The organism is Desulfobulbus propionicus DSM 2032 (assembly GCF_000186885.1).
Classification (GTDB): domain Bacteria; phylum Desulfobacterota; class Desulfobulbia; order Desulfobulbales; family Desulfobulbaceae; genus Desulfobulbus; species Desulfobulbus propionicus.
In genome coordinates, this window is the sequence record NC_014972.1 from 316,724 (window position 1) to 342,194 (window position 25,471).

A 25,471-nucleotide genomic window follows, 5' to 3' on the forward strand; every position below is an offset into this window, starting at 1 on the left:
CAGCCCCCTTTTTATACCTTTTCACGATAATTGCAGCATGCCAACCTACGTCACCACGCCGATCTATTACGTCAATGCCCTGCCCCATCTGGGACATGCCTATACCACTATCGTCACCGACACCTACAGCCGCTTTCGTCGCCTGTGCGGCGACACGGTCCGTTTCCAGACCGGGACCGACGAGCATGGCGAGAAAATCGCCGAGGCAGCGGCCAAGGCCGGGGAATCGCCCCGGGAGTATGTCGACCGTATCAGTGCCGCCTTCAAGGACACCTGGCCGGTCCTGGCCATTCAGCCCGACAAGATCATCCGAACCACCGATGCCGATCATGTCCGGACCGTGCAGGCCATTCTCCAGCAGGTACATGCGAGCGGTGATATTTATTTCAGCGAATATTCCGGCTTATACTGCAAGGGCTGCGAGCGGTTTTTGACCGAAAAGGAACTGGTGGACGGTAAATGTCCCGATCATCTGGTGGAACCCAAGGCCATCACCGAGCAGAACTATTTTTTCCGCATGTCCAAATACCAGGACTGGCTGATCGAGCACATCCAGCGACACCCGGACTTCATCACCCCGGAGCGGTACCGCAACGAGGTGCTCTCCTTTCTCAGCGAACCGCTTGAGGATCTGTGCATCTCCCGGCCGACCTCCCGCCTGACCTGGGGCATTCCGCTGCCCTTTGACCAGAACTTCGTCACCTATGTATGGTTTGACGCCCTGATCAACTACTTGACCGGCATCGGCTACCCGGACAGCCCGGAGTTCGCCATGTACTGGGCCGAGGCCGAGCATGTGATCGCCAAGGATATCCTCAAGCCCCACGCCATCTACTGGCCGACCATGCTGCGGGCCATGGGGCTTGAACCGTACAGGCGCCTGCATGTCCACGGCTACTGGAACGTGGATGCCACCAAGATGTCCAAGTCGCTGGGCAACGTGGTGCGGCCCCGGGAACTGGTCGAGACCTACGGCGTGGATACGGTCCGCTACTTTGTCCTCCGCGAGATGAGTTTCGGGCTGGATTCCTCCTTTTCCAGCGACGCCATCCTCGCCCGTCACAATGCGGACCTGGCCAACGACCTGGGCAATCTGTTCTCCCGTTCCTTGACCATGATCGACAAGTATGCCGCTGGCCGGGTGCCCGAGCCGGAAACAGCCGCGCTGTTCGCCCCGGAGGATCGGGAGTTGATGAGCGCCATCGCCGCCATGTTTGACCACTACCAGGAAAACATGGCGGCATTCACGTTCCACAAGGCACTGCAGGCCATCTGGGAGGTTATCGGGCTGCTCAACCGCTACATTGTCACCCATGCTCCCTGGGAGCTGGCCAAACAGCCGGATCAGGCCGGTCGCCTGCGGACCGTTCTTGCCTTCTTGGCTGAATCGTTGTGGAAGATCGCTCTGGTGCTGGGACCCATCATGCCGGATACCGCGTCCAGGATGGCCGCCGCCTTGGGTATGGGCACCGAGTTTGCCAGCGTCACCTTGGACGAGGCAAGAAAATGGGGGTACATTCCGGTGGGCACAGCCATCGAAAAAGGCACCCAGCTGTTCCCGCGAATCGACAAGAAGACGGAAACGCCGGCGGCGCCCGCTGCCGGCAAACAGCCGAACAAGAAGGGGCCGGAGCCACCCCTTGGCGAAGGACTGATCGGTTTTGACCAGTTCCAGACGGTGGAACTGCGGGTGGCGGAAATTGTGGCCGCCGAAAAGGTGGCCAAATCGGACCGTTTGCTCAAGCTGACGGTCAAGGCCCCGGAACAGCGAACCATTGTGGCCGGCATCGCCCAGCACTATCGTCCCGAGGATTTGCTCGGGCTGCGGGTGATCATTGTCGCCAATCTCAAGCCGGCCAAACTCATGGGCATCCCCTCGCAGGGCATGGTGCTGGCCGCTAAAGAACAGCTGACCGGTGGCACGGAACGGCTGGTACTGACCACGGTCGTCGGTCCAATCGCCGCCGGCAGCCGGGTTGCCTGAACATGGTCGCGGCTGTTTGGCAAAAGGTTTACCGATCGGCTGCCGCAACGAGAAGAAGTCCTCATCCCTTCACCTTAGCTTATAGGTATCCATATGTTCATGCTCGGTAACTTCCTTTTGGCGGTGGCTAAACTGATCAATTTTGTCCTCAGCGCCTATATCTGGGTGGTGATTGCCCGCGCCGTCATCACCTGGGTGAATGCGGATCCGTATAATCCCATCGTCCGCTTTCTTCGTCAGGCCACCGATCCCCTGTTGATGAAGATTCGCCGGGTGGTCCCCATCATGGGAGGCCTTGATCTGAGCCCGATGATCCTCATCCTGATCATCATCTTTCTCCAGAGCTTTCTCGTCCCCACCCTGCAGCAGATCGCGGTGAGCCTGCAATAATCCGCTATTTTGCTCGGTTGAACGACCCGAAGAGGAACATGGCGGCCGGTCCGGATGCACTTCCCTGTCTGCAGCGGTTGGCGGATGGTTCCCTGTTGCTTCGTCTGCAGGTCCAGCCCCGCGCCGCGGCCAACCATCTGGCCGGCTTGCAGGGCGACATGCTCAAGCTGCGCGTGACCACGCCGCCGGTGGACGGCAAGGCCAATCAGGCGGTCGTTGCCTACCTGGCCAAACTCTTCCATCTGCCCAAGTCGTCGGTTGTCCTCAAAAGCGGCCACCAGAGCCGCGGCAAGACAGTGGTTATCGCCAGCGGTCACGAGCAGGAGGTGCGGGCTGTTTTGGCCGCGCACCTTTTTCCAGAGAGAAAATGAGCGAATGTGGACCGGTGGCTGCCACCGGTCCCTGCTGCGGTAGCCCGCTGCTGCACCAGGTTGAGCGGGGGAACCTGACCCGCACGGGCAGCAACAGAGCTGCATGATGTGCTGAATTCCTTGAGATGCCTGGGGGCTGTGATGAAAAAAATACTGCTGGCCAACTGGAAGGCCAATCTTTCGCCGGAACGGGCGATGCAGTGGTGCGAGGTGTTCGCCGCCACCTATCGGCCGCATGCCGATCTCGAGATGGTGGTTGCCGTGCCGTCGTTGATGCTGGAACGGGTTGCGGCACATCTGCGGGGGCGCGATGGCATTGCCCTGGCCGCGCAGGGGGTTTCTCCGTATCCGCAGGGCAACTATACCGGTTCCACACCAGCCGCATGGCTGCGCGGGCTGGTGCGCTATACCCTGATTGGCCATCGCGAGCGACGACGCTATTTCCACGAAACCGTTCAGGATGTGGCCAGACAGGCCTATGAATCGCTGGCGGAAGAGCTGCAGCCTATCGTCTGCGTGGACCGGGAACTTTTGATCCCGCAAACCGCAGCCATGGCCGCCGAGGAGTTACCCCGCCTGATCTGGGCCTATACTCCGGAAACGCCCAAAACTTTGGAGATGGCACGGAGCGAAAGGGAGATCGTCGCCCTGCTGCCGCAGATCGCCCGGAGCACCGACAATGGTCCGGTACTTTACGGTGGCGGGGTCACGGTTGACAATGCCGCCTCGCTGTGGCAGCTTGCCGGAATCAGCGGCCTGTTGATGGGACGGGGCTGCCTGGATGCCGCAGTCTTTGCCGCCCTGATCAACCGTTTGTGAAACTGCGTCCGCTTTCCCCGCTGATTACATCGACAGCAGTCGGCGGATCCGTTCTTCCATGGGGGGATGAGTGGAAAACAGGGAGGCGATGGACCCGCCCTTGAGCGGATTGACGATGTACATCTGGGCCGAGGCCGGATTGACATCCATGGGCTGCTGGGCGTTGTAGTTGGCCAATTTGTTGAGCGCATTGGCCAGCGATTGCGGATGACCGCAAATCTGCGCGCCGGTGGCGTCGGCCAGGTACTCCCGGCCACGGGAGATGGCCATCTGGATCAAGGTGGCCGCCAGCGGCGCCACCAGCATGGTGACCAGCATCACCAGCGGATTGCTCCCCCCTTCCTCATCACTGCGGCCGCCGCCGAACAGCATGGCCCATTGAGCCATGGTGGCCAGATAGGAGATGGCTCCCGCCATGACCGCCGCAATCGAGCCGATGAGAATGTCGCGGTTTTTGATATGCGCGAGTTCATGCGCGATAACCCCTTCCAGTTCATATCGGTCCAACACCTGGAGAAGGCCGGTGGTCACCGCCACCGCCGCGTGTTCGGGATCGCGTCCGGTGGCAAAGGCATTGGGGGTCGGATTATCGACCACATAGACCTTGGGTTTAGGGAGGCTGGCCCGTGCCGCCAGGGAGGCCACCAAGGCATGAAGATCGGGCGCCTCTGCTGTCGATACCTCGCGCGCACGGTTCATGGCCAGGGCCATTTTGTCGGAGTTCCAGTAGGCAAAGAAATTGAGGCCCACGGCAAGGAGCAGGGCGATGGTCATCCCCTGCTGGCCGCCCATGGCCTGACCCGCAACCATGAACAGGGCGGTCAGGGCAGCCATGAGTAGAAAGGTTTTCATCGTATTCATCGTTTTCTCCTGGTGTTTCTCGGGAGCGGCTCGGCCGAGAGATGACCGCCTCACCACCCTGAACATTTTTGACCAAAAGATAAATCGCTGGCGGAAGGAGTCAAGACAGGGAGACGGCAAAAGCCGCTTCCCTGTCGAGTGCCTGTTGGAACGCGGAAAAAGGGGGCAGGAGGAACAACGCGGGATCAGTTCATCAAGTCCAGCATCGCCCGGATAAGATTGTCGGCACCGTCGGCGATCTGGTCGATGCGGGAATTGAGCATGTAGCAAGGAGTGCTGACGATCCTGTTTTCTCGGTCAATGGCGATTTCCCCCTGCATGGCTGGTTGATGACGCGCGCCCATTGCGGCGAGGTTGTCGGCGGTAGCTGGGTCCTGACCAATGGTCAGGATCACGTTGCCCAGCACCTTGGCGAGGATCACCGGGGCGATGCACAGCGCGCCGATCGGTTTGCCGGCGGCGTGCATGGCCTTGATCGCCCGGGCCACATCACTGTTCACCATGCACTTTGGGCCATCAAAAGCATAGCTGCTCAGGTTCTTGGCCGCGCCGAAGCCGCCGGGGATGACCAACGCATCGGCCGACTCAGGGACAAAGGTGGCCAGCGAGGCGATCTTGCCCCGAGCGATCCGCGCCGATTCGATCAGCACATTGCGCTGTTCGTTCATTTCCTGACCGGTGATGTGGTTGAGCACATGGTGTTGCTTGATGTCCGGTGCATAGCATTGGAAGTCTGCCCCGTTTTTGTGGATAGCCCACAAGGCGAGGGTCGCCTCATGGATTTCGGCTCCATCCTGATGGCCGCATCCAGAGAGGATCACGGCGAAATTTTTTTTGTGCATAGTCGCCTCCATGGCAGCAAATGACAAACGGATTCGACCCGGGCCGGCTATCCGGGCTTGTTTTTCTAGCGCAGGGAATAAATTGCCGGCAGATTGCGATACTGTTCCGCGCAATCCAGCCCGTAACCGACAAGAAACCCTCGATCAAGGGCAAAACCGACGTAGTCCACCTCGACCGGGACGATCCGTCGTTCCTGCTTGTCGATCAGCGAGCAGATTTTCACCGATTTGGCCGGGCTTTGACGGAAATGATCGCGCAGCCAAGCCATGGTGGTGCCGGTATCGACAATGTCCTCCACCAGCAGCACATCCTTGCCGTTCAGGTCGATGCTCGGTTCCTTGAGCAGGCGGATCGTTCCCGAGGATTCCGTCGAGGCACCGTAACTGGTCACCCGGATGAAATCGATTTCCAGTTTGAGGTCGATGGCCCGGCACAGATCGGCGGCAAAGATGAACGCGCCGTTCAACACGCCCAGGAGCACCAGCTGCCGGTCCCGGTACTCCTGGGTGATCAAGCGACCGAGTTCTTGGACTCTCTGCTGCAGTCTTCGCCTGCCGATAACCGCTTTTTTTCCCAGCTGCATAACCGTACCCCAAAATCGTTACTGTACCGAGCCTACTGTTCGCTCTGCCATTTTTGCAGGGTGGCGGCAGCCTCTTCTTTTTCCTTGAACGGCTGCGTCGAGGCCAGGGCCTCCTGCTTCTTGCCCTCCCCATACAGGGCCAGGGCCAGATGGTAGCGAAGTATGGGCATATCCTCCTGTTTCTGCACCGCCTGAACGAATTCGTTGCGGGCCAGGCTGAACGAGCCGCGTTTGTAGTGTACCCAGCCAAGGGTGTCGATGATATGATAGTCGTCCGGCTTCTGCTGTTTGGCGGTCATGGCCAGTCGCAGGGCTTCCCCCAGATCCGGATCCTTGCTCTCGGCAATCATCCAGGCCAGGTTGTTGGCCGCCGGGGCAAAATCAGGCTTGACGGCCAAGGCCTTTTGATAGGCTTCCTTGGCCAGATCGGTTTTGCCCGTCTGCTCGTAGATGCTGCCCAACCCCATGTAGGCGCCGATGGCGTTGGGTTGCTTGGCGAGCAGATCCCGGTATTCGGCGATGGCTTGATCGGTCTTGCCTTGCCGCGTCAGGATAAGAGCACTCATGGCATACGGTTGAGGGTTGTCCGGGTCGAGCTCTTGGGCCTTGCTGTAGAGCTCAAGGGCCTTGTCCGGTTGCTGTGCGCTGAGGAACAGGTTGGCCAGCAGAATCTGTAACCCGGCGCTCTTGGGCGCCTTGTCGATCTGGGCCTGGGTCATCTTGATCAGCGCCTCCTTTTGCGCGCCGCTTTTTTGCGCCAGCTGCAGCAAGAAGCTGAAGGCCTTGGCGTTGTCGGGCTGGACCGCGAGCAATTTTTCAAAGGTCTGCTTGGCCTTGGCCTCCTGTTTCATGGCCAAATAGGTGAGCCCGAGACTGCCCAGCACCTCGACGTTGTCAGGCACCTTGGCGTGGAGTTCGCTGAACATCTTTTCTGCGGTTTCATACTCCTTGGAAAAGAGTACCCCCTTGGCCAGGGTGAGGGCGGCCTGAAAATCGCGGGGGTTGATTTTCAGGGCAGTGGCCGCTTCCTTTTTAGCGGTCTCGAATTCACCCTCCTGGAGGGAGAGCAGGGCCAGCAGCGAGTGGGCCTTGCTAAACCCCGGGCTGAGTTTGATGGCCTCCAGCAAGGCTTCCTTGGCGAGTTTGAAATCCTTGAGATTGCTGTGGGCCAGTGCCTTGACGAAGAAAAGTTCACTCCATTTGGGATAGTCGCCAAGCAAACCGGTCACGATATCCAGTGCTTCCTGGTTTTTGCCATCCTTCAGCTGGAATTTGGCCTGAACCAATTTGGCGGTGGCGTTTTTTGCATTCTTGGCCACCACCTTGTCCAATTCCACCTTGGCTTGGTCAAACTTGCCGTGGTCAAAGTAAAAATTGGCCAGCTGCGCCTCAGCGTCCTCGGGTTTGTCCGTATCCTGAATGGCTTCCTTGTAGAGTTGCTCCGCCTGCTCGAATTTCCCCTTCTTGGAATAGAAATCGGCGATGGCCGTCTTCAGCTTGCTGTTTTTCGGGTCAACCTTGAGCGCCTGGGTCAGATGCTGCTCGGCAGCGTCAGGATTGTTCTCCATCAGTTCGATGGAGGCCATCTGCAGGTACGGCTGCGAGGAATCCGGAAAGGCGGCGGCCATTTTCTCCAGGCTGGCTTTGGCCTTGCTCAATTCCTTTCGTTCCACATAGAAGGCAGCCAGCGTCGCATGATTGGCGAGTTTCTTCCCGTCCAACTCGAGGGCTTTCAAAAAAGCGTTTTCTGCCGCTGGAAACTGCTGCTTGGCACTCAGGGCGCGGCCTTTGATGGCGTAAAACCGGTCTTCGTTGGGAGCCCCGGCAATAGCCTTGTCGACCGTTGCAATGGCTGCGTCAAATTTGCCGTCAACCAACTCCAGGTTGGCCTGCAGGGCCAAGGCATCCTTGTTGTCCGGTGCCTGGACGAGAACCTCGTCAATATGTTTTTGCGCGTCCTCTTTCTTCTTGGTCAGCAAATAGAACTCTGCGGTCTTGATCTTGGCATCGAGATTTTTCGGGTCCAGGGTGGCGGCGCGCTGCAATTCCGCAAAGGCTTGCCGGACATCGCCGCTCTTGAGATAGAGCAGGCCGAGTTGATAGCGGGCATCGGCGTATTTGGGATCGATCTGGATGGCGTTGCGCAGTTCAATGATTGCTTCTTTTTCCTTGTTTTCGCCAAGATACCCCATTGCTTTGTTGTAATGCTCTTCTTTGTTTTTGCCGCCGTCCGAACACGCGGCAACAAGCAGGAGCAGGAGGAGTGGCACGAGCAATAGGGGCAGGGGGAACAGTTTCTTGAATGGCATAATGACTCCGTTGGCAAAAGGGAATTGGTATTACGCTGATCTGACTGCACGGTTCATTTTATAACAACTTATAAAGATTAAGGAATAAAAAAAGAGCGTACCCGGAGCAACGAAACCGGGCCGCACGGCAAGACCATACCGGGAGTTGCCGTGTTGGGAAGCGCTTCAGGCAATGCACGAATCGGTGAGCAACTGCTTGCCAGTGTTGAAAAAATGGAGACGTTCCATTTTTTTATTTTGAACTATTTTCTTTCTGCATGTAGCATGGTTTGTCAACTTATTTATCTGATGAAGCTTTTTGGGGCGAGGAGCGTATGAAGACAGTTTCCCTGACCGTAAAGACGATCGTTTGGGTTGTTCTCTGTTGTTGTTGGTTGAGCGTTTCCTGGGCTGCCGAATCGAGCGGCGAAGGAGTGATTGCCAACGAAACCAAGGAGCAGTATCGCCAGGAAATCCTCGGCAAGAAGGCTCCTGCCCAATCGGACAAGGAGTATGTCATCGGTTATCGGGATATTCTCTATGTGGAGGTGTATGGGGAAGGGCCCATGGCCATCGGACCAGGCAATCCCGCCGCGGCCCCCGCCGCGATGGAAGGAATGGCTCCAGGGGGACAGGATGACGCCGCCAGCCGTGGGGCTGGCGCCGAGGTCGGAACGGACGGCCGGGTTTCGCTTCGTCATATCGGCGATGTCTATGCGGTTGGCATGACGCTTACCCAATTCGCCGATTATCTGAAAAAGCTGTACGGAACCGTTTATGACGACCCGAATGTGATCGTCACCCTGCTGAAAAGCAACAGCCGACAGTATACGATCATGGGCCAGGTGAGAACCCCCGGTGTGTTCCCACTCGATTATCCGACCGTGGTGGTGAAGGCGATTGCCAAGGCCGGCGGATTCACCGAATGGGCCGACAACAAGGTGAGCATCATTCGCCAAGGCAACGATCAAATTGTCGAAAAAGGCCAGGAAAAGGCACAGGGCAAGGTCGAAAAATTCGAATTCGATTATGACGATTTTCTTGACGGAAAAAATACCGACAAGAACATCCTGCTCGAACCCGGTGATGTCGTCGTAGCCCATTGAGAGAGGCGATCCATGCAGCGTGCGCGCCGATCTTTGTTGCTTGCCCTCTGTTGGCCATGTCTTGCGCTCGCCGGGGGGGCAGGGCCAGCCCTTGCCCGGGAGACCACGGTGACTGGTTCGGCGGGAACGGGATACGATTTTCGCGAACGAACCTATGACCGGCAAGCAGCAGACAAAGAGAACGAAGGCGATGTGCAAAAAATCAGCATCGGACCCGATATCACCGTGGTATCCAAAGGCGTGTACGATACGCTCAACCTCCGTTACTCCCCCAAACTCAACTATGATTTTGTCGATGACGAGAACGAGGTCGATCATCAACTGAGCGTCGGCAACGAGCGCCTCCTTACCAGCAGGTGGTCCCTGACGCTCTCCGATGATTTCCTCTATTCCGACGATCCGGAGGCGTCCTCCTCTTTTTTCAGCGACGGCAGCGCATCCGGTTCCACTGGTCAGGACCAAGGGCCTTCCCGCGATGCCTTGTCCAGAGACCTGAGCGGCCGTCAATATTGGACAAATACCGCAGGGGTGCGTACATCCTACGCATTGTTGGAAACGACCCGCATTGGCGGAGGATACAGCTACGCCGTACTCCGCAATGAAGAGGGAGGGGCGAGCGGGAGCGACAGCTATGACGAGTACGACAAGCATTCCTTTTTCGCCAATCTGACCCACGGCTTCAACCAGCACTGGCGGTCCAGCGTGGGGGCGAACTACACCCGCGGCTTGTATGACGAGCCGCCACCAACTGCTGCCAATCAGCCCGCAGCCGCCGCCAACCCAGATCTGGATGAATACGGGGCCAGCCTCGGCGTTGATTATGTCCGGAGTGTGAGGGATTTTTTTCCGGCGAAGTATGTTGTTTCGGAGACTCAATACGACGGTGAGAGCCGGCGCGACTCGCAGTCCCATGAATGGTCGGTCGGTTGGGATCATGCCTTTGATGCCCAAACGCGTCTTGCGTTGGGCGGGGGTCCCTCCTACGCGAAAATCCAAGGATTGGAAGGACAGTGGGGGTACAACGCCTATCTCTCTTTCATGAAGCAGTACGAGCACGCATCGTATTCGCTCCAGGCGGACAAGCGGTATGAAACGCAAAATTTCAGCGGGACCGAGGAGTCAGGTCTGACTGACACCTACAATGTCCGGGCCAACATGACCGTGCAGGCGACCCAAGCCCTCGGGTTTGATTTCTTCGGTCGCTACAGTTGGGAATCGGAGATGGATCCGCAGGGAGAATATCTCGATGCGCTTGGTGGCGTACCGTCGACCACAGCCACAGGCGACCTGACCTATGACACGGACGTCTATGAACTCGGGATTGGCATGCGATATTCCTTTGCTCGCTGGTACACCGCGGGCGTGAAGTACACCTATTATGTCTCCGATGGCCAACTGGATACCGACCAGTATACCGATCACCAGGTGCTGTTTACCCTGAGCGCCACCAAGGAATTGTGGCACTGGTAGCAGGGCCAAATCGTGTAGCGAGATGGGTGATTTTCCATTTTTACCGAGAGCCTTTCTGAAAAAGCACGGTCTTGATGGTCCGGAAAATGATCAGCAAATCAATGAAAATGGACTGGTGCTTGATGTAATAGAGGTCGTATTCCAATTTGCGCAGCGCATCCTCTTCTGACGCGCCATAAGGATAACAGACCTGGGCCCAGCCGGTAATGCCCGGTTTGGCCGCATGCCGTAGCGAGTAATAGGGCAGTTTTTCCACCAACTGCTCGACAAAAACCGGCCGCTCCGGACGCGGGCCGACAAAACTCATCTGTCCGCGGATGACATTCCACATCTGGGGGATTTCATCGATGCGCACCTTGCGGATAAAACCACCGACACGGGTAACTCGGCTGTCGTTCTTCTTGGCCCAGACAGCCCCGTTTTTTTCGGCATCCTGCCGCATGCTGCGGAATTTGATGATCGAGAAAACCTTGCCCCGTTCGCCCACACGCTCCTGCCGGTAAAAAATCGGGCCAGGCGACTCGAGCTTGATCAGAATGGCGGTTATCAGGGTTATCGGCAGGCTGAGGCAGAGGCCTACCACAGCGAGGGAGAGATCGAGCAGGCGTTTGATCAGATAGGTCATGCGCCCGCAATCAAACCCCTCAGAAAAGATCAGCCAGGCTGGATTGACCTTTTCGACGAGAATTTTTCCCGTGATCGCCTCATAAAATGAAATTCCGTCCTCAATGAGGAGGCCACGCAGTTTGTTGTGCAACAACTCGGCAATGGGCATGGTTCCCCGACGATCATCAAGGGCAACGACGATTCGCTCTACACTGGATAATCGGGGTTCATTGTTCATTTCGGCGAGGTTTGCCAACACCGGGATGTCAGCATGGTCGAACGTAGGGGGGCCTGATCCGACCAATGCGGCAATGACAAAGCCGGATTCGCGGTTGTTTTTGATTTCCGTGGCAATTTTTTCCGCCATTTCTCCCATGCCGACGATGAGTATTTCACTGGCAAACAACTTTTTCTCGAGAACGAGATAATACAGTGAGCGCCATGCAAGCAAACTCGCGCAAATGATCAGGTAGCAGGCCCAGAAAATAAACGTGGAGATGATGATCGAGGGAAATAGGGTATACAGTAGTGCCAGGACAATGCAGCCGACGCCAAAGGCCTGCATCATCCTGATAAAGGTATCGGTGGTGGTTCCGGGTTTGCGCAGATCGTAAAGATCGTAAAAATAGAGGGAGAGCTGAAAAACCAGGGTGACCGTCATGGATCTCAAGGTATATTCCGACGGCGTAACAAGAAAGCTGTCCCAACTGGAAAAGACAATAAGAATACCCAGGACACTGCTAAAAATCAGCACGCCTTCGCCGAGGAAAAAGAAGATTTTGCGGACCGGGTGATATTTATTGAAAAATGTCGGCATGGTTTCCGTGTTGCAGAGAAGTGGGATGATACGGCACAATTGCCCTCATTAAATATGCTTTGTCTCCCGAAGTCAAGGCAACCGGGCTTGGCCGGTGGGAGATCGCCTGTTGGAATCTTCTGATTTGTCGTGACGATTTGTGGATGTTTTTTTGTTTTGACCGGGCCCGTTGAGACCTGTACCATGAAATCCATACCATTCCTTCAGTGACTGCCCGCAGGGGCACATAAGGTGGCCCCGTGCCTTAATGGTCCTGGAACGCTGTAGATGTACAAGAACTCTTGCATGGAACAATGTATGGTCGATATCTCCTCTCTTCCTAAAAACAAGCTTTCCGTGCGCCGTGTTCTTCTGGTGCTTGTTCTTTTGATGGGCACTTTTTTTCTTCTACAAGGGGTCTCGGGCACGGTCCGGACGCCCATCAAGCAGCCGCTGAGCACGTTTCCCGTGGTTCTAGGAGAATGGCACGCTCTTTCCAGTCGAAAATCCACGGATGCGGTCATTGAGATGCTCGGCGTGGACGATTACATCGAATACAATTATGCGACCCCATCTGGGAGAGAGCTCAATTTTTATGCCGCTTTCTACGAGTCGGTGGGCACCGGCGGTGGATACCATTCACCCAAAAACTGTATCCCCGGAGGGGGCTGGGGCATTGATTCGGTGAAAACCATCGAGGTCCAGCCAGCTCAAGGAAGATCAGCGGTAAACGTCAGTGAGATGCTGATTCGCAACGGCAACGAATACCAAGTCGTAGTGTACTGGTATCAAAACCGCGGCAGGATCATTGCCTCGGAATACTGGGAAAAAATATACTTGGTGCTGGATGCGATTTTCATGAAGCGACGCGACGGAACCTTTGTCCGGCTTATGGCGCCGGTACAGGAGGGGGATATCGCCCAGACGGAGCAACTGTTACAGCGTTTCGCCGGTCTCGCCATGGTAGAACTCGAACATTTCCTTCCTGGACGGTAACCATGCACGCCATATCCTCTCTTTTTAGGGCGAACTCGACCTTTCTTCTCTTGTTTCTCGTGGTTGCAGCTTTGGCAGGGCTCTATTTCCCCGTGTTGACCAGCTTGGCCAATGACTGGTCCACCAACGACAACTATTCCCACGGCTTTTTTATCCCCCTGATCAGCGGCTACATGGTCTATTCCATGAAAGAAGAACTCAGCCAGCTGTCAATTCTCCCGACCAATTGGGGCCTTCCCTTCCTGGTTGCAGGACTTGGTCAACTCTACATTGCCAGGGTCGGCTCGGAATATTTTCTCCAAAGAACTTCCCTTATTCTTGTGTTGCTGGGAATAACTCTTTTCCTTTTAGGCAAGGCCATCACGAAAAAAGTGCTACTGCCGATCGCCTACCTTTTGTTCATGGTTCCGCTTCCAGCTATCATCTGGAACAAGATCGCTTTTCCTATGCAGCTTTTTTCCAGTGCGATCACCGAAGAGGTGGTCAGGATGATTGGTATCCCTATTTTTCGTGAAGGCAATGTTCTCCACCTTGCGCAGACGACTTTGGAAGTCGTCGATGCCTGCTCGGGCCTCCGCTCCTTGACCACCATGTTTGCCCTGGCCGCAGCCCTCGCCTGGTTCACCGACTTTGTCCAGTGGAAAAAATGGGTACTATTTTTTCTGGCCGCTCCGGTTGCCATGTTTGCCAATATCGTGCGCCTCACTGCCACCGCAGGTTTAGCCAGTATCTATGGGGGAAAAGTGGCTCAGGGGTTTCTTCATGATTTTTCAGGGATATTTACTTTTGTACTCGGGCTGAGCCTGCTCATGTTGAGCAATAAGTTCCTGCTCAGAAAGAAATGATGACTCTTCTTATTATTACCGCATACTTCTTTTGACCTCATATCGTCCATAACATACGCTTCCTATATGACTTCAATCGACAACTATCTCACCATTGATGTTGAAGATTATTTTCAAGTTTCGGCCTTTGAGGACATTATTCGAACCGACGATTGGGATGGAATGGAGCATAGAGTTGTGCGCAATACTGAAAATGTGCTCGAGTTATTGGATCAGTACGATACCAAAGCGACCTTTTTCATAGTTGGCTGGGTAGCTGAAAAATATCCTCATCTCGTTCGCAATATCCATAATCGGGGACACAGCATCGGTTGTCATAGCTACTGGCATCGTAAGGTGTATGACCTCTCCCCCGAGCAATTCAGAGATGACACCGCCAGAGTAAAAGCAATTTTAGAAGAAATTATCGGAGAACCGGTGCTTGGCTATCGTGCACCCAGTTATTCAATCACCGCCAATTCCTTGTGGGCAATTGACATTCTCAAGGAGCTCGGCTTTACCTACGACTCCTCGATTTTTCCCATCCACCACGACACCTACGGCATTCCCGACGCACCCCGTTTTGCCTACCGGCATGCCAATGGCCTACTCGAATACCCGATTTCCACGGCTATCCTGCTCGGTAGAAAAATTCCAGTTTCCGGGGGGGTATTTTCGGCTATTTCCTTATTGGTTTACTTATTTATGTCTTCAAAGAATCAACCACAACGATGAAAATCCATTCATATTTTATATTCATCCATGGGAAATAGACCCTCATCAGCCTCGCATGCATAATGCAAGATTGTTATCTCGGTTTCGTCACTACAACAATTTAGGTAAAACAAGATCCAGGCTAATGCGATTGTTAACAGATTTTGCTTTCACCTCCATACCTTTACAATAACTTTTAAAAGATATCTTTATTGTATGGTTATTGGAATTGGCATGAATTTAATTGTGTAAATATCACAAACGCACTAATTGAATCTGGATAGCAATTTTTATGATCATCAATAAAGCGGTTGAGACAGATCGGAAAAAATGGGATAACTATGCGTTATCACACCCCGATGCAACGCCCTATCATCTTTGGGCCTGGAAAGAAGCGGTTGAAACGGCTTATGGTCACAAAGCACACTACCTAATAGCAGAAGAACAAGGCAAAGTTCGCGGTATACTTCCGCTTTTCCAGTTAAAATTATTTTTTCTGCAAAACCAATTGGTTTCACTCCCATTTTGTGATGTGGCCGGTCCTATTGCGGACGATTATCTCACACGTGACAGACTTCTCGACAAGGCACAACAAGCAGCAGCGCAATATAAAGCGACCACAGTTGAACTTCGAACCAGATTATCTCATCAATCAACAATTTTTAATAATAGCAAAGTATCAATGCTTCTGTCCCTGCCTGCTGATCCAAAGGAACTTTGGAATAGTTTTAGATCAAAACTGCGCAGCCAAATATTAAAAGCTGAAAAAAACGGTCTCATGTTTCGGCTCGGGGAGGGGGATGAGGATATAAAATCATTTTATCAGGTGTTTAGCCAAAACATGCTCGAATTGGGCTCACCAGTCCATTCCAAATATTTTTTTGCCTCCATCCTTAAAAGTTACGGTGGCTCTTGTCGGATGGGATTGGTATTTCTCGACGAAAAACCAATTGGTTGCGGAATCATCCTTTTCTGCGGTACACACACAGCAATCCCTTGGGCTTCAACCATTCGCAAATACAACAAATTGGGCCCAAATATGTTATTATACTGGAATTTATTGCAATTCTCCATAAAAGCCGGAGCGAATCTTTTTGACTTTGGCCGCTCAACCCCAAATAGTGGCACATACCGATTCAAAGCTCAATGGGGAGCTCAGCCAAACCCCTTACACTGGGATAAGTTACCCGTCGATATCAACCAATATGCCAGCCCAGCATCTCTGAAACAGCATGGCGTAAATCGGCAGTTAGCAGCAAACCTGTGGAGCAAGCTTCCACTGTCTATTGCTAATTTAATTGGCCCAAAACTCAGACAATATATCAGTTTATAAAATGATTTTCATTTTATTAGGGGTTGCTTGCATATCCTTAGGAATTCTTTTCTATGTGTATTTGGGATATCCAATATTTATTCTCTTTCTCTCTCTTCTTCTTCCCAATAAATCTATCAGAAAAGCGCGCATAACACCTTCTGTATCTTTTATTATTTCATGTTATAATGAAGAAGCAGTTATAGAAAAAAAAATAAAAAATACCCTGTCGTTGGATTATCCAAAGGATAAAATTGAAATCATCGTTATTTCTGATGGTTCTACCGATAAAACAGATGAAATTGTCAAGCAATATGATGTTCAAGGTGTGAAATTGATCCGCCAGGAAGGCCGGCTTGGTAAAACCATGGGAATTAATCTCGCCATGAAGGAGGCAACTGGTGAAATTGTCGTTTTTTCAGATGCCAATGCCATCTTTCATCAAGATGCAATAACAAATTTGGTAGCAAATTTCGCAGATCACCGAATTGGGTATGTAGTCGGAGAAGCCCGATATAATGATATTACCGAAACCGCTGCATCTAAAAGCGAAAGTACCTATTGGCGTTACGAAATTTTATTAAAGACCGCAGAGAGCAGGTTGCACTCCATCGTGGGCGGTGACGGAGCAATTTACGCGATTCGACGAGTTCTTTACAAAGAATTGCTCCCAACCGATATTAACGATTTTGTCAACCCCCTTCAAATTATCATTCAAGGATACAGAGGTGTTTATGAACCAAACGCAATCTGTGAGGAAGAAACTTCCGGCAGATTTGACAAAGAGATTGGACGTAAAATCAGGATTGTTAATCGCAGTTTCAGTGGATTGATGCGTGTTAAGGCCGTAATGAATCCGTTACGCACGGGTTTTTACAGCATTCAGATCATCTCCCATAAACTGCTTCGATGGTTCGCCCCCCTGTTCCTCGCATCGTTCTGGGGAGCCAGTGTGGCTCTTTCTTTTTTCACTTGGCAAAGCGCCTTTCTTTTCCAGGCAATAACGCTTGTTTCTCTCATCTTTTTGGCATGTTCTTACATTGGCTATATATTTTCTGGTGATCCTCGGCTCTGGCCAGTTTTTGCTTTTCCCTATTATTTCATTGCAGTCAATATTGCGGCGTTTATCGGCGTAGTTCGCAGTTTAAAAGGATCGATTCAGACAACATGGCAGCCGGTTCGTGAAGCTGATTCCTCGCCTGGGCGCTCCTTAACTCTTTCCATCGTCGTCCATGTATGCCTCATCCTTCTATTGATTCTCGGTTTCTCCCTCTTTGAGCAGGCCACGGATTGGAGCCTGATATCCCTGTATATTCTTTTTTTCCTCTCCCTCACAGTGCCCCTCTATGTTTATTTCGGATATCCTTTGGCCCTTTGCCTTATGAAGAGCAAAGACACAACGAAAAAAAATTACAGCAACGTTCTCCCGAGTATAACTCTGCTTATCTGTGCGTATAACGAGGAGAATGTGATTGAGGAAAAAATATGCAATAGTCTTGAGTTAGATTATCCGGCCGATAAATTCAAAGTAATTCTCGCCTCCGACGGATCAAACGACCAAACTGTAGCCTTGGCACGTCTCCATGAGGACGATCGTCTTCTGATTATTGATTATCCTGAGCGAAGAGGAAAAATTGGCGCCTTGCTGGCAACTGTGCCTTTAATAGAGTCAGAGATTATCGTTTTTTCAGACGCCAATACAATGCTCCAGCCCAAGGCACTTCAACTGTTTGCTCAAGATTTTCTGGACGCACAAGTTGGGGGAGTGAGTGCCAATGTTGTGCTTAAGAACCATGACACCACTTTTGGTGCATCTGAATCGCAGTACTATGCCATTGAACGCTGGATTCAGCTCAAGGAATCGCAAATCGGTTCGATTATTGGTGCAGACGGGGGGTTGTACGCTATCCGTCGTGCCCTTTTCGTTCCACCATCCGCCAATATCATTCTCGATGACTTTGTGATCTCCATGAACGTGGCTAAACAAGGATATAAGTTTATTTACGATCCAGAGATCGTGGCCACCGAAAAGGGCAGCAGCGACCATTTTGCCGAGTTCCGCCGCAAGACACGGGTTATGGCCGGCGCTTTTCAGGCGCTCAGTCAATATGAGGGTATTCCATCGATGGGGGATGGCACGCTCTTTTTCTGTTTCGTTTCCCACAAATTACTTCGCTGGCTGGTTCCTTTTTTTCTACCTTTTCTGCTGGTTTCCAATGCCCTCATAGTCATTGTGTCACCGCAATCGTTTTTCTTTATGGCGACTCTCTGTGGCCAGACGATCTTTTGGGTTTCTTGAAAATTAAATGCAGTAGCCTGCGACAAGTTTAACTATCAAATTGTTGATTTTGTGTAAATATGTTACATTCTTCATCGTTTTAAGGCCGCATCCGCCAACCATCACCCGATGGAGATCAGCCATGATCCAGCCCGGCTTTTTTGATTTGCAGGACCGATTGCACAAAATCGACAAGAACGGCGACCCACTTGCCAAGATCAACGAGACGGTCAACTGGGAGATGTTTCGTCCTGCGCTCGAAAAGGCCAGGGACAAGGGCCGGCAGTCTACGGTCGGGCCGAAGGGGTACGACGTCATCCTGCTGTTTAAGATTCTCATCCTGCAGTCGTTGTACAATCTGTCGGATGACGCGACCGAGTTTCAGATTCTCGACCGGCACTCCTTTGGGCGCTTTCTTGGTCTGCACATCAGCCAGAAGGTTCCCGATGCCACCACCATCTGGCGTTTTCGGGAAGACCTCGTCAAGGCCGGCATTGTAGAGGAACTGTTTGCGACCTTCGATGCGCATCTCCGGGACAACGGCTTCATGGCGATGAAAGGGCAGATCGTGGATGCCAGCATTGTCAGCGTGCCCAAACAGCGGAACAGCCGGGAGGAAAATGCCCGGATCAAAGAGGGCGACATCCCGGAGAACTGGTCCGAGAACAAGCGGCGTAGAAAAGACGCGGACGCGCGCTGGACCAAGAAGAACGGCAAGTCTTATTACGGCTACAAGAACCACATCTCGGTGGATGTGAAGCACAAGTTGATTCGCAGCTATGCCGTGACCGATGCGGCCCTGCACGACAGCAACGTGTTCGAGCAACTCCTTGCCGACAATACGAGCAAGGACGTCTGGGCGGATTCGGCCTATCGATCCGCGGATCGATTGGAGCGCCTCGGCCAGGATGGTTTTCGTGAACACATCCAACGCAAGGGGAGCCGCAATCGTCCCTTGACGCCCAGAGAACAGGAGGGCAACCGAACCAGATCCAAGGTCCGTTCGCGAATCGAGCATGTCTTTGGTGTACAGGCGCAGCGAGCGGGGAATGTACTGTTGCGCACGATCGGCATAGCCCGAGCCCGAGCAAAGATCGGCTTGCGCAACTTGGTGTATAACATTGACCGAATGGGGATGCTTCTGGCTGCAAGCAGGTGAAGTGTGCCCGGAGTGCGGCAAACTGGCAAAAGACCGCCATCGAGCACAGAGCGAGGCACCGCCAAGGTGCAAAACCGATCGGATTAAAAGCCAGAAGAGCATGGTCTTTGTGAATAAAATTGTCGGTGAATGGTGCCGGGGCTTGCTAAGCTAAATTTCAAGATTCCCTTTTATCTGTTTGCCCTGTCAGGTTTTTTGTTTAAAAGACATATCCCTTTTCGTATCATCGCCTTTCCGTTTTATTTCTGCCTGGTTAATGGAGCTATACTGCTTGGATTTTATAAAGGATTTCTCGGAGAACAATCCGTCAAGTGGCGTACGGAAAGGGGGGCTAAATGTGCGGAATAGCCGGGGCAACCCGGAATTTGTTAGGGAGTGATCCTCATCAAACTCTCCACTGGATGAATGATGCCATGCTGCATCGAGGTCCGGACATGGGAGAGATCCATTTGGACGAGGCCATCGGCCTTTGTCATCGTCGCCTGTCGATCATCGATCTCAGCGAAGACGGCAGGCAACCTATGTCGAGCAGTGATGGTCGGTTCGCCATTGTGTTTAATGGCGAAATTTATAATTTTCCTGCCTTGCGCAAGGAGCTTGAGAAGAAAGGTCATCTTTTTCGCAGTAGAACCGACACCGAAGTTCTATTGGCGCTTTATCAGGAAGAAGGCACGATTGGCCTGCAGAAAATCAGGGGCATGTACGCCTATGCCATTTGGGACAAGGAAAAAAAAGAGCTATTTGCGGCTCGAGACCGTATCGGCAAAAAACCGCTCTATTTTTTTCATGACGGTGACAGGTTCGCCTTTGCCTCGGAAATCAAATCCTTGCTTGCCATCCCTTCAATCAAGCCCAAATTTGACCCCACCGCCTTGGTTGATTATCTTAAATATCTCTTTATCCCTCATCCAAAAAGCATTTACAGCAATATTCACAAACTCGCTCCTGGGCATTTTCTGCTGTTCAAAAATGGCAGGGTCCATATCGAGGAGTATTGGGATGTTGATTTTTCCGAAACGAGCAATGCAAGTGAAGAGGAATTGACCGAAGAGTTGCTGACGATCATAGAAGAAGCGGTGCAATGCCGATTGCTTTCCGATGTCCCGCTGGGGGCGTTCTTGAGCGGCGGGATTGATTCCTCCGGTGTGGTGGCCTTGATGAACAGGTTGCAGCCGGACCCAGTCATAACCTGCACTATCGGTTTTAAGGACAAATCCTATAACGAGGCGGAAGAGGCCAAGACGTTTGCCTTCTCCCTGGGGGCCAGGCACCATGAGTATTATGTGGAGGATGAGCCGGCTCAGGTGATCAAAAAGCTGGTGTGGCATTTTGATGAGCCTTTTGCCGACTCATCCATGGTACCGACCTATTACGTTTCGCAAATGGCCCGCAAAAATGTGACCGTTGCCTTGTCAGGCGATGGAGGCGACGAAAATTTTGCCGGCTACGGAAAATACGCCATCGATCAGTTTGAAAACAGAGTTCGACAGCACGTACCGTCTCCCCTTCTTCGCCTGCTTGCCTCATTTTCCGGTTCAATGCTCTCCGGAAGCAGGGTGGGGAAAAAGCTCCACTCCCTTAGTTCGTCCGCCCTGTTGAGTCCGGCTCAGGGATTTTATGTCACCAATACCTTTATCAGCGACAGCCAGTTGCAGACGCTGCTTGCCCCGGAGTTGTTGGCACAGGTCAGGGACTACGATCCAGCTGGGCATATCCTTGGTTATTACAATCGGGCCCATGGGCCAGATCATCTTGCTGCTATTCTCTACACAGATCTTAAATTGCTGCTCCCTGGCGACTTTCTTGTCAAGGTAGATAGGATGAGCATGGCCAATTCCCTGGAAGTCCGATCACCGCTTCTCGATCAAAAAGTGATCGAGTTTGCCGCTCGCATTCCCTCTCGGTTCAAGCTGCACGGCCGCGAAAAAAAATATATCCTGAAAAATGCGTTGCGCGGTGTTTTGCCATCACAGGTCCTGCAGCGCAAAAAACACGGATTCGAATCTCCCATCAACAAGTGGTTCCGCCACGAATTGCGTTCAATGGCCGAAACGTATCTTCTGTACAATGAGGCCATGGCCTCATTTTTCAACATCCATGCCATCAAGCAACTATGGGAGCAACACCAGACCGGCAAGCAGGACCACGGCACCCTCCTGTGGACCCTATTTGTCTTTGCCCTCTGGCAAGAACAGTGGATTGCAGGCGGTGCTGTTCATGTTTGAGAACATCAAGGCCGACATAGCCCGGCTCGGGGATGGCAAAGCATCCTGGCGCGCCTTGGCGCGCGGTCTGCTTTCCCAGGGATTTCAGGCGATTTTGGTGTACCGCTTTTTTCATTGGTTGCATACGCTCAACATACCTGCCCAACCTGTCCGCTTTCTGGTCGAACGGACAATCGAGATCACCACCGGGATCTCCATCCCTGCAAAATGTGACATTGGCAAAGGCCTGCGAATTCATCATTTTGGCGGAGTCATACTCCACCCCACCACCAGGCTGGGAGACAACTGCACCCTCTACCATCATGTCACCATCGGTGACCGCGGAGGGCACGGTGGCGCGGCCTCTATCGGCAACAATGTGATGATCGGTGCAGGTGCCAAGATCATTGGCGAAATTACCATTGGCGATGGATGCAAGATCGGCGCCAATGCGGTTGTCAACTGTGACATGCCCCCTGATTCTACCGCCACATCTCCGCCGATCATTTTGAAAAGACGTCAGGAATGAAAGCAAGAGGACAAGTATCGAGGAATGGCCTGCCGGTGCGGGTACTGGACCTACGCGGCACCTACAAAGGAGGAGGTGGCCCGGACAAGACTATTCTCAATTCCGCAGTCTTACATGATCGGCAACGGGTCGATGTTTTGGTCTGCTATTTGAGGCAGCCCCAAGACACGGAGTTTCAGATTGCCGGCCAGGCTGCCAGGCTTAAGATCCGGTACCAGGATCTGGTCGATCGGTGTTTTCTTGACCTGCAATGCGTACGAGAACTTGAGAGGCTAATTCGACGGGAACGGATCGAGGTGGTGCACACCCATGATGATAAAACCTCCCTATACGGCTATCTGCTCAAGCGGCGCATGCCCCGTCTTGCCCTGATGCACACCTGCCACTCCCACGCCGAATACGGCAGAGAGCATTTCCTTTCTTTCCATGCCTATCTCTCCTTTCTGCTTCGGAAGAAAATCATCATCCAGTTATTGAAACGGCACGCCAAACCAGTGCTGACCATCTCCGAAAACACCAAGACTCGTTTGGTGCGGGGAGGCCTCTCCGGCCAAGATGTCGCCGTGCTCTATAATGGTATCGATACCTCCTTTTGGTCCCGACAGTCCGTTACCCCGGTTCTGCGCCGGGAGTTGGGCATCGATGCCCCCTGTCTCCTGGTTGGAACCGTTGCGCGTATTACCTATGACAAGGATCTGCCTACTTTTTATGAGGTGGCTCGCCGGGTGCAAGAGAGGCTGCCGGCAATCCGTTTCGTGATCGTCGGTGACGGCTATGGCAATGAGTTGGCCGAGGCCCGCCAACAGGTCGATGCCCTGGGCTTGAGCGGACTGATCACCTTTACCGGTCATCGGCAGGATCTGAAAGAAGTGTACGCCTCCTTGGATCTCTTTCTGATGACCTCGCGGACGGAAGGCTTGCCCAATACGGTACTCGAAGCCATGGCCATGAAAGTTCCTGTTGTGGCCACCAATGTGGGGGGGGTACCGGAATTGGTACAGGATCAAGTGACTGGCCTGCTCGCTGGCGCTGGGGATGTCGCCTCCTTGAGCGGGGCAGTGCTCGACCTGCTCCAGGACAGCAATAGGCGTCAGGTATACGCCGCAGCCGGCCGGCAGCGTATAATGCAATCTTTTGATTTCCTACAAAGGGTCCGCGCGATGGAAGATTTCTATGCCCAGTTTACCTGTTGCCGTTGACGCGAGTGCTGGAAAAAGAGTTTGGATAAGCTGGAATAGGCAGCGGCGCAATATCGGCCTGGCCCGCTCGGTCAACGCCACACTATACATGTCGGAACTCCGGTTGCCCCGGTGCTTCCGCCTTGTGGCGGAGTGCTTCAACTCGTGGATGATTATCCTGCGCGAAAAGCCTGATATCTGTTTTGTGATGAACCCCTCCATTTTTGCAAGCTGGTGGATGGCACGATTGAAAAAAGTCTACGGATTTGTCCTGGTTACTGACCTGCACACCGTCAATATCCGCCTTGAGGGGCTTGACGAGAAAATTTTTTTATATTTTTTCAGAAAGGGACTTCGTGGCTCAGATGTGGTCATTGTTACCAATCCATTGTATCGTCAAGAAATCTTGCCGTTCAATCAACAGGTCGTCTGCATTCCCGATCAACTCCCCCGATTGCTGTCAGGATCGGTGTGTGCGAAGGGACTTGTGGCCGAGGGCAAAGGACAGGTTCCCCTCCTGGTGGTCAGTTCCTTTGCCGAGGATGAGCCCCTCGATGAATTGGTTTCCCTGGACAACGAACTCTCTCCGTTTCACCTCTACATCACAGGAAACTGGAAAAAAAGATATAAAACCCCTCCAACCACACGCCATATTACTTTTCTTGGCTATGTGGCCGATGACGTCTACGATGAACTGTTGCATACCGTTGATGGCATCATTGTTCTGACCACCGTCGAGGGCTGCCTGTGTTGTGGTGCCTATGAGGCGCTTGCCGCCGAAAAACCTTTGATCTTGTCAAGCACTAGGGCCTTGCAGGATTTTTTTGAAGATGGACCGATTTACACGGAACACGAACCTGCGGCTCTGATGGCGGCGATAAAGCAACTTGGCCGGGAAAAGACGGAACGACGACAGAAGATGATTGCTTTGAAGGCAAACATTCAGCGTAAATTCGATCAGAGTGTTGCTCAGCTTGAAGAATTGCTCTGTAAATCATTTTGTTAGGACATAGATGCGCGCAAACAAAAAAATTCATATCCTCCATGTTGTGCTGACCCTTGATATCGGCGGGCTGGAATCGCTAGTGATGGCGATGTCCAGGCGCATTGACAAAAAAAAATTCACTGTTTCTGTGCTCTGCCTGCAATATGTTGATTCGCAATATAAAAATGAGATGGAGCGGGGTGGCATTCCAGTTTATTTGATAAAAAAAAAGGGGAAGTTCGATTTTTCTTTTATTGCGAAAATTAGAAAACTGCTCAAGGAACAACAAGTTGATGTCTTGCATTCCCACAGCGGCTGTTTCTTCAATGCTGCCTTGGCCTCACTTTTTACCGGCGTTGCCGGTGTGATCTACACGGCGCATGGCATGCCAGTCGAGTATGGGATTAAGGCCTCTCTTGAAAATGCTATCGCCGCTTGCTTGACCACCAAACTGGTGGCGGTCTCGGAAGAGATTAAAATCCACCTAGAAAGCTGTTATCCATTTGCCCGGCGCAAGATCGAACTGATCATCAATGGGGTGGATACGGAGAAATTCAAACCTGTTAGCGATGAAGGCGATGCAGCCTCGATCAGGAAACAGCATGGCATCCCATTGAATGCCCTAGTGGTCGGATCTGTCGGTAGATTGGAACCGGTAAAAAACTATCAGATGCTTGTGCGATCGTTTGCATTAGCCAATCACAATGCGCAAAAGCCGCTCCACCTCGTTTTTATCGGTGACGGCGGTGAGCAGAATACACTTGTCAATTTGAGCAGAGAACTAGGCTTAGAGGGAAATGTGAGTTTTCTTGGCATGCAGTATAATCTCCATCTTCTGGTCCCCATGCTCGATATCTTTGTGTTGAGTTCTTTATCGGAGGGTACATCCATCTCTCTGCTTGAAAGTCAGTCGGCAGGCATTCCGGCGGTGGTCACCAATGTCGGGGGCAATAATAAGATCATCGAGGATGGGTATAATGGCTTTCTTTGTGAAGTGAATGACATCAACGCCATGGCCAGTGAAATCGAGCTCATGGCAAAGGATGATATGCTGCGCCACCGCATGGGCCGCAGCAGCCGCCATGTGGTGGAGGAAAAGTTCAGTCTGAAACATATGATGGGTTTGTATGAAGAACACTATGTTGCTTTACACCAGTCTCACTGACAAATAGACC

22 protein-coding genes and 1 pseudogene are annotated in these 25,471 nt (G+C 52.7%); 18 read left to right on the plus strand and 5 right to left on the minus strand.

From position 1 onward, the window contains the following. Positions 1 to 37: 37 nt before the first annotated feature. From metG to DESPR_RS01560, 4 genes are all read left to right on the plus strand, one after another. Entirely contained in the window at positions 38 to 1,984 is a 1,947-nt protein-coding gene (gene metG, locus DESPR_RS01545; protein WP_015723048.1) for a methionine--tRNA ligase, read from the plus strand. Positions 1,985 to 2,077: 93 nt separating this feature from the next. Further along, positions 2,078 to 2,374, plus strand: coding sequence for a YggT family protein (locus DESPR_RS01550; protein ID WP_015723049.1), 297 nt, complete (start codon positions 2,078 to 2,080; stop codon positions 2,372 to 2,374). A gap of 38 nt (positions 2,375 to 2,412) precedes the next feature. Further along, entirely contained in the window at positions 2,413 to 2,745 is a 333-nt protein-coding gene (locus DESPR_RS01555) for a DUF167 domain-containing protein (protein ID WP_015723050.1), read from the plus strand. A gap of 141 nt (positions 2,746 to 2,886) precedes the next feature. Then, positions 2,887 to 3,564, plus strand: coding sequence for a triose-phosphate isomerase (locus DESPR_RS01560; RefSeq protein ID WP_015723051.1), 678 nt, complete (start codon positions 2,887 to 2,889; stop codon positions 3,562 to 3,564). Between the two features lie 24 nt (positions 3,565 to 3,588). Here the strand turns inward: DESPR_RS01560 and htpX are convergent, their stop codons facing one another. The 4 genes from htpX to DESPR_RS01580 all read right to left on the minus strand — a co-directional run bounded on the left by htpX (position 3,589) and on the right by DESPR_RS01580 (position 8,160). After that, entirely contained in the window at positions 3,589 to 4,425 is an 837-nt protein-coding gene (gene htpX / locus DESPR_RS01565; RefSeq protein ID WP_015723052.1) for a zinc metalloprotease HtpX, read from the minus strand. Between the two features lie 185 nt (positions 4,426 to 4,610). After that, the gene (gene elbB, locus DESPR_RS01570; protein ID WP_015723053.1) at positions 4,611 to 5,267 is read right to left on the minus strand and encodes an isoprenoid biosynthesis glyoxalase ElbB; all 657 of its coding nucleotides are present in this window, start codon (positions 5,265 to 5,267) and stop codon (positions 4,611 to 4,613) included. 65 nt (positions 5,268 to 5,332) lie between these two features. After that, a complete protein-coding gene (gene hpt / locus DESPR_RS01575) occupies positions 5,333 to 5,851 on the minus strand; it encodes a hypoxanthine phosphoribosyltransferase (RefSeq protein ID WP_015723054.1) in 519 nt (172 codons plus the stop codon). Positions 5,852 to 5,883: 32 nt separating this feature from the next. Continuing rightward, positions 5,884 to 8,160: a tetratricopeptide repeat protein gene (locus tag DESPR_RS01580; RefSeq protein WP_015723055.1), complete on the minus strand. Its 2,277-nt coding sequence runs from the start codon at positions 8,158 to 8,160 to the stop codon at positions 5,884 to 5,886. A gap of 314 nt (positions 8,161 to 8,474) precedes the next feature. On the opposite strand from DESPR_RS01580, the gene DESPR_RS01585 reads away from it, so the two are divergent. After that, a complete protein-coding gene (locus DESPR_RS01585) occupies positions 8,475 to 9,245 on the plus strand; it encodes a polysaccharide biosynthesis/export family protein (protein ID WP_015723056.1) in 771 nt (256 codons plus the stop codon). 108 nt (positions 9,246 to 9,353) lie between these two features. Then, on the plus strand, positions 9,354 to 10,715 hold the full coding sequence (locus DESPR_RS01590; protein WP_043769505.1) for a hypothetical protein: 1,362 nt from the start codon (positions 9,354 to 9,356) through the stop codon (positions 10,713 to 10,715). Positions 10,716 to 10,755: 40 nt separating this feature from the next. Here the strand turns inward: DESPR_RS01590 and DESPR_RS01595 are convergent, their stop codons facing one another. Continuing rightward, positions 10,756 to 12,138: a TIGR03013 family XrtA/PEP-CTERM system glycosyltransferase gene (locus DESPR_RS01595; protein WP_015723058.1), complete on the minus strand. Its 1,383-nt coding sequence runs from the start codon at positions 12,136 to 12,138 to the stop codon at positions 10,756 to 10,758. Between the two features lie 297 nt (positions 12,139 to 12,435). Between DESPR_RS01595 and DESPR_RS01600 the strand changes: the two genes are divergently transcribed. From DESPR_RS01600 to DESPR_RS01645, 12 genes and pseudogenes are all read left to right on the plus strand, one after another. Then, positions 12,436 to 13,113, plus strand: coding sequence for an exosortase C-terminal domain/associated protein EpsI (locus tag DESPR_RS01600; protein WP_015723059.1), 678 nt, complete (start codon positions 12,436 to 12,438; stop codon positions 13,111 to 13,113). Between the two features lie 2 nt (positions 13,114 to 13,115). Beyond that, complete coding sequence (locus DESPR_RS01605; protein WP_015723060.1) at positions 13,116 to 13,958, plus strand: exosortase/archaeosortase family protein; 843 nt, start codon at positions 13,116 to 13,118, stop codon at positions 13,956 to 13,958. Positions 13,959 to 14,024: 66 nt separating this feature from the next. Beyond that, positions 14,025 to 14,555: pseudogene (locus DESPR_RS18865) on the plus strand (polysaccharide deacetylase family protein); the annotation flags it as partial. Continuing rightward, positions 14,539 to 14,844 carry a DUF3473 domain-containing protein gene (locus DESPR_RS19350; RefSeq protein ID WP_218918267.1) on the plus strand — a complete coding sequence of 102 codons (306 nt, stop codon included), beginning with the start codon at positions 14,539 to 14,541 and terminating at the stop codon, positions 14,842 to 14,844. The pseudogene DESPR_RS18865 and the gene DESPR_RS19350, both read left to right, overlap by 17 nt. 99 nt (positions 14,845 to 14,943) lie before the next feature. Further along, complete coding sequence (locus tag DESPR_RS17635) at positions 14,944 to 15,984, plus strand: FemAB family XrtA/PEP-CTERM system-associated protein (protein ID WP_015723061.1); 1,041 nt, start codon at positions 14,944 to 14,946, stop codon at positions 15,982 to 15,984. A gap of 1 nt (position 15,985) precedes the next feature. Continuing rightward, a complete protein-coding gene (locus DESPR_RS17640; protein ID WP_015723062.1) occupies positions 15,986 to 18,262 on the plus strand; it encodes a glycosyltransferase family 2 protein in 2,277 nt (758 codons plus the stop codon). Positions 18,263 to 18,383: 121 nt separating this feature from the next. After that, a complete protein-coding gene (locus DESPR_RS01620) occupies positions 18,384 to 19,400 on the plus strand; it encodes an IS5 family transposase (protein ID WP_015722803.1) in 1,017 nt (338 codons plus the stop codon). 335 nt (positions 19,401 to 19,735) lie between these two features. Next, on the plus strand, positions 19,736 to 21,625 hold the full coding sequence (gene asnB, locus DESPR_RS01625) for an asparagine synthase (glutamine-hydrolyzing) (protein ID WP_015723063.1): 1,890 nt from the start codon (positions 19,736 to 19,738) through the stop codon (positions 21,623 to 21,625). Continuing rightward, positions 21,618 to 22,133: a serine O-acetyltransferase gene (locus tag DESPR_RS01630; protein ID WP_015723064.1), complete on the plus strand. Its 516-nt coding sequence runs from the start codon at positions 21,618 to 21,620 to the stop codon at positions 22,131 to 22,133. The genes asnB and DESPR_RS01630 overlap by 8 nt, the downstream gene beginning before the upstream one ends. Beyond that, positions 22,130 to 23,332 carry a glycosyltransferase family 4 protein gene (locus tag DESPR_RS01635; RefSeq protein WP_015723065.1) on the plus strand — a complete coding sequence of 401 codons (1,203 nt, stop codon included), beginning with the start codon at positions 22,130 to 22,132 and terminating at the stop codon, positions 23,330 to 23,332. Before DESPR_RS01630 ends, DESPR_RS01635 begins: the two co-directional genes overlap by 4 nt. Further along, positions 23,307 to 24,317 carry a glycosyltransferase gene (locus DESPR_RS01640; protein WP_015723066.1) on the plus strand — a complete coding sequence of 337 codons (1,011 nt, stop codon included), beginning with the start codon at positions 23,307 to 23,309 and terminating at the stop codon, positions 24,315 to 24,317. Before DESPR_RS01635 ends, DESPR_RS01640 begins: the two co-directional genes overlap by 26 nt. A 7-nt stretch (positions 24,318 to 24,324) precedes the next feature. Further along, the gene (locus DESPR_RS01645; protein WP_015723067.1) at positions 24,325 to 25,461 is read left to right on the plus strand and encodes a glycosyltransferase; all 1,137 of its coding nucleotides are present in this window, start codon (positions 24,325 to 24,327) and stop codon (positions 25,459 to 25,461) included. Positions 25,462 to 25,471: the final 10 nt, after the last annotated feature.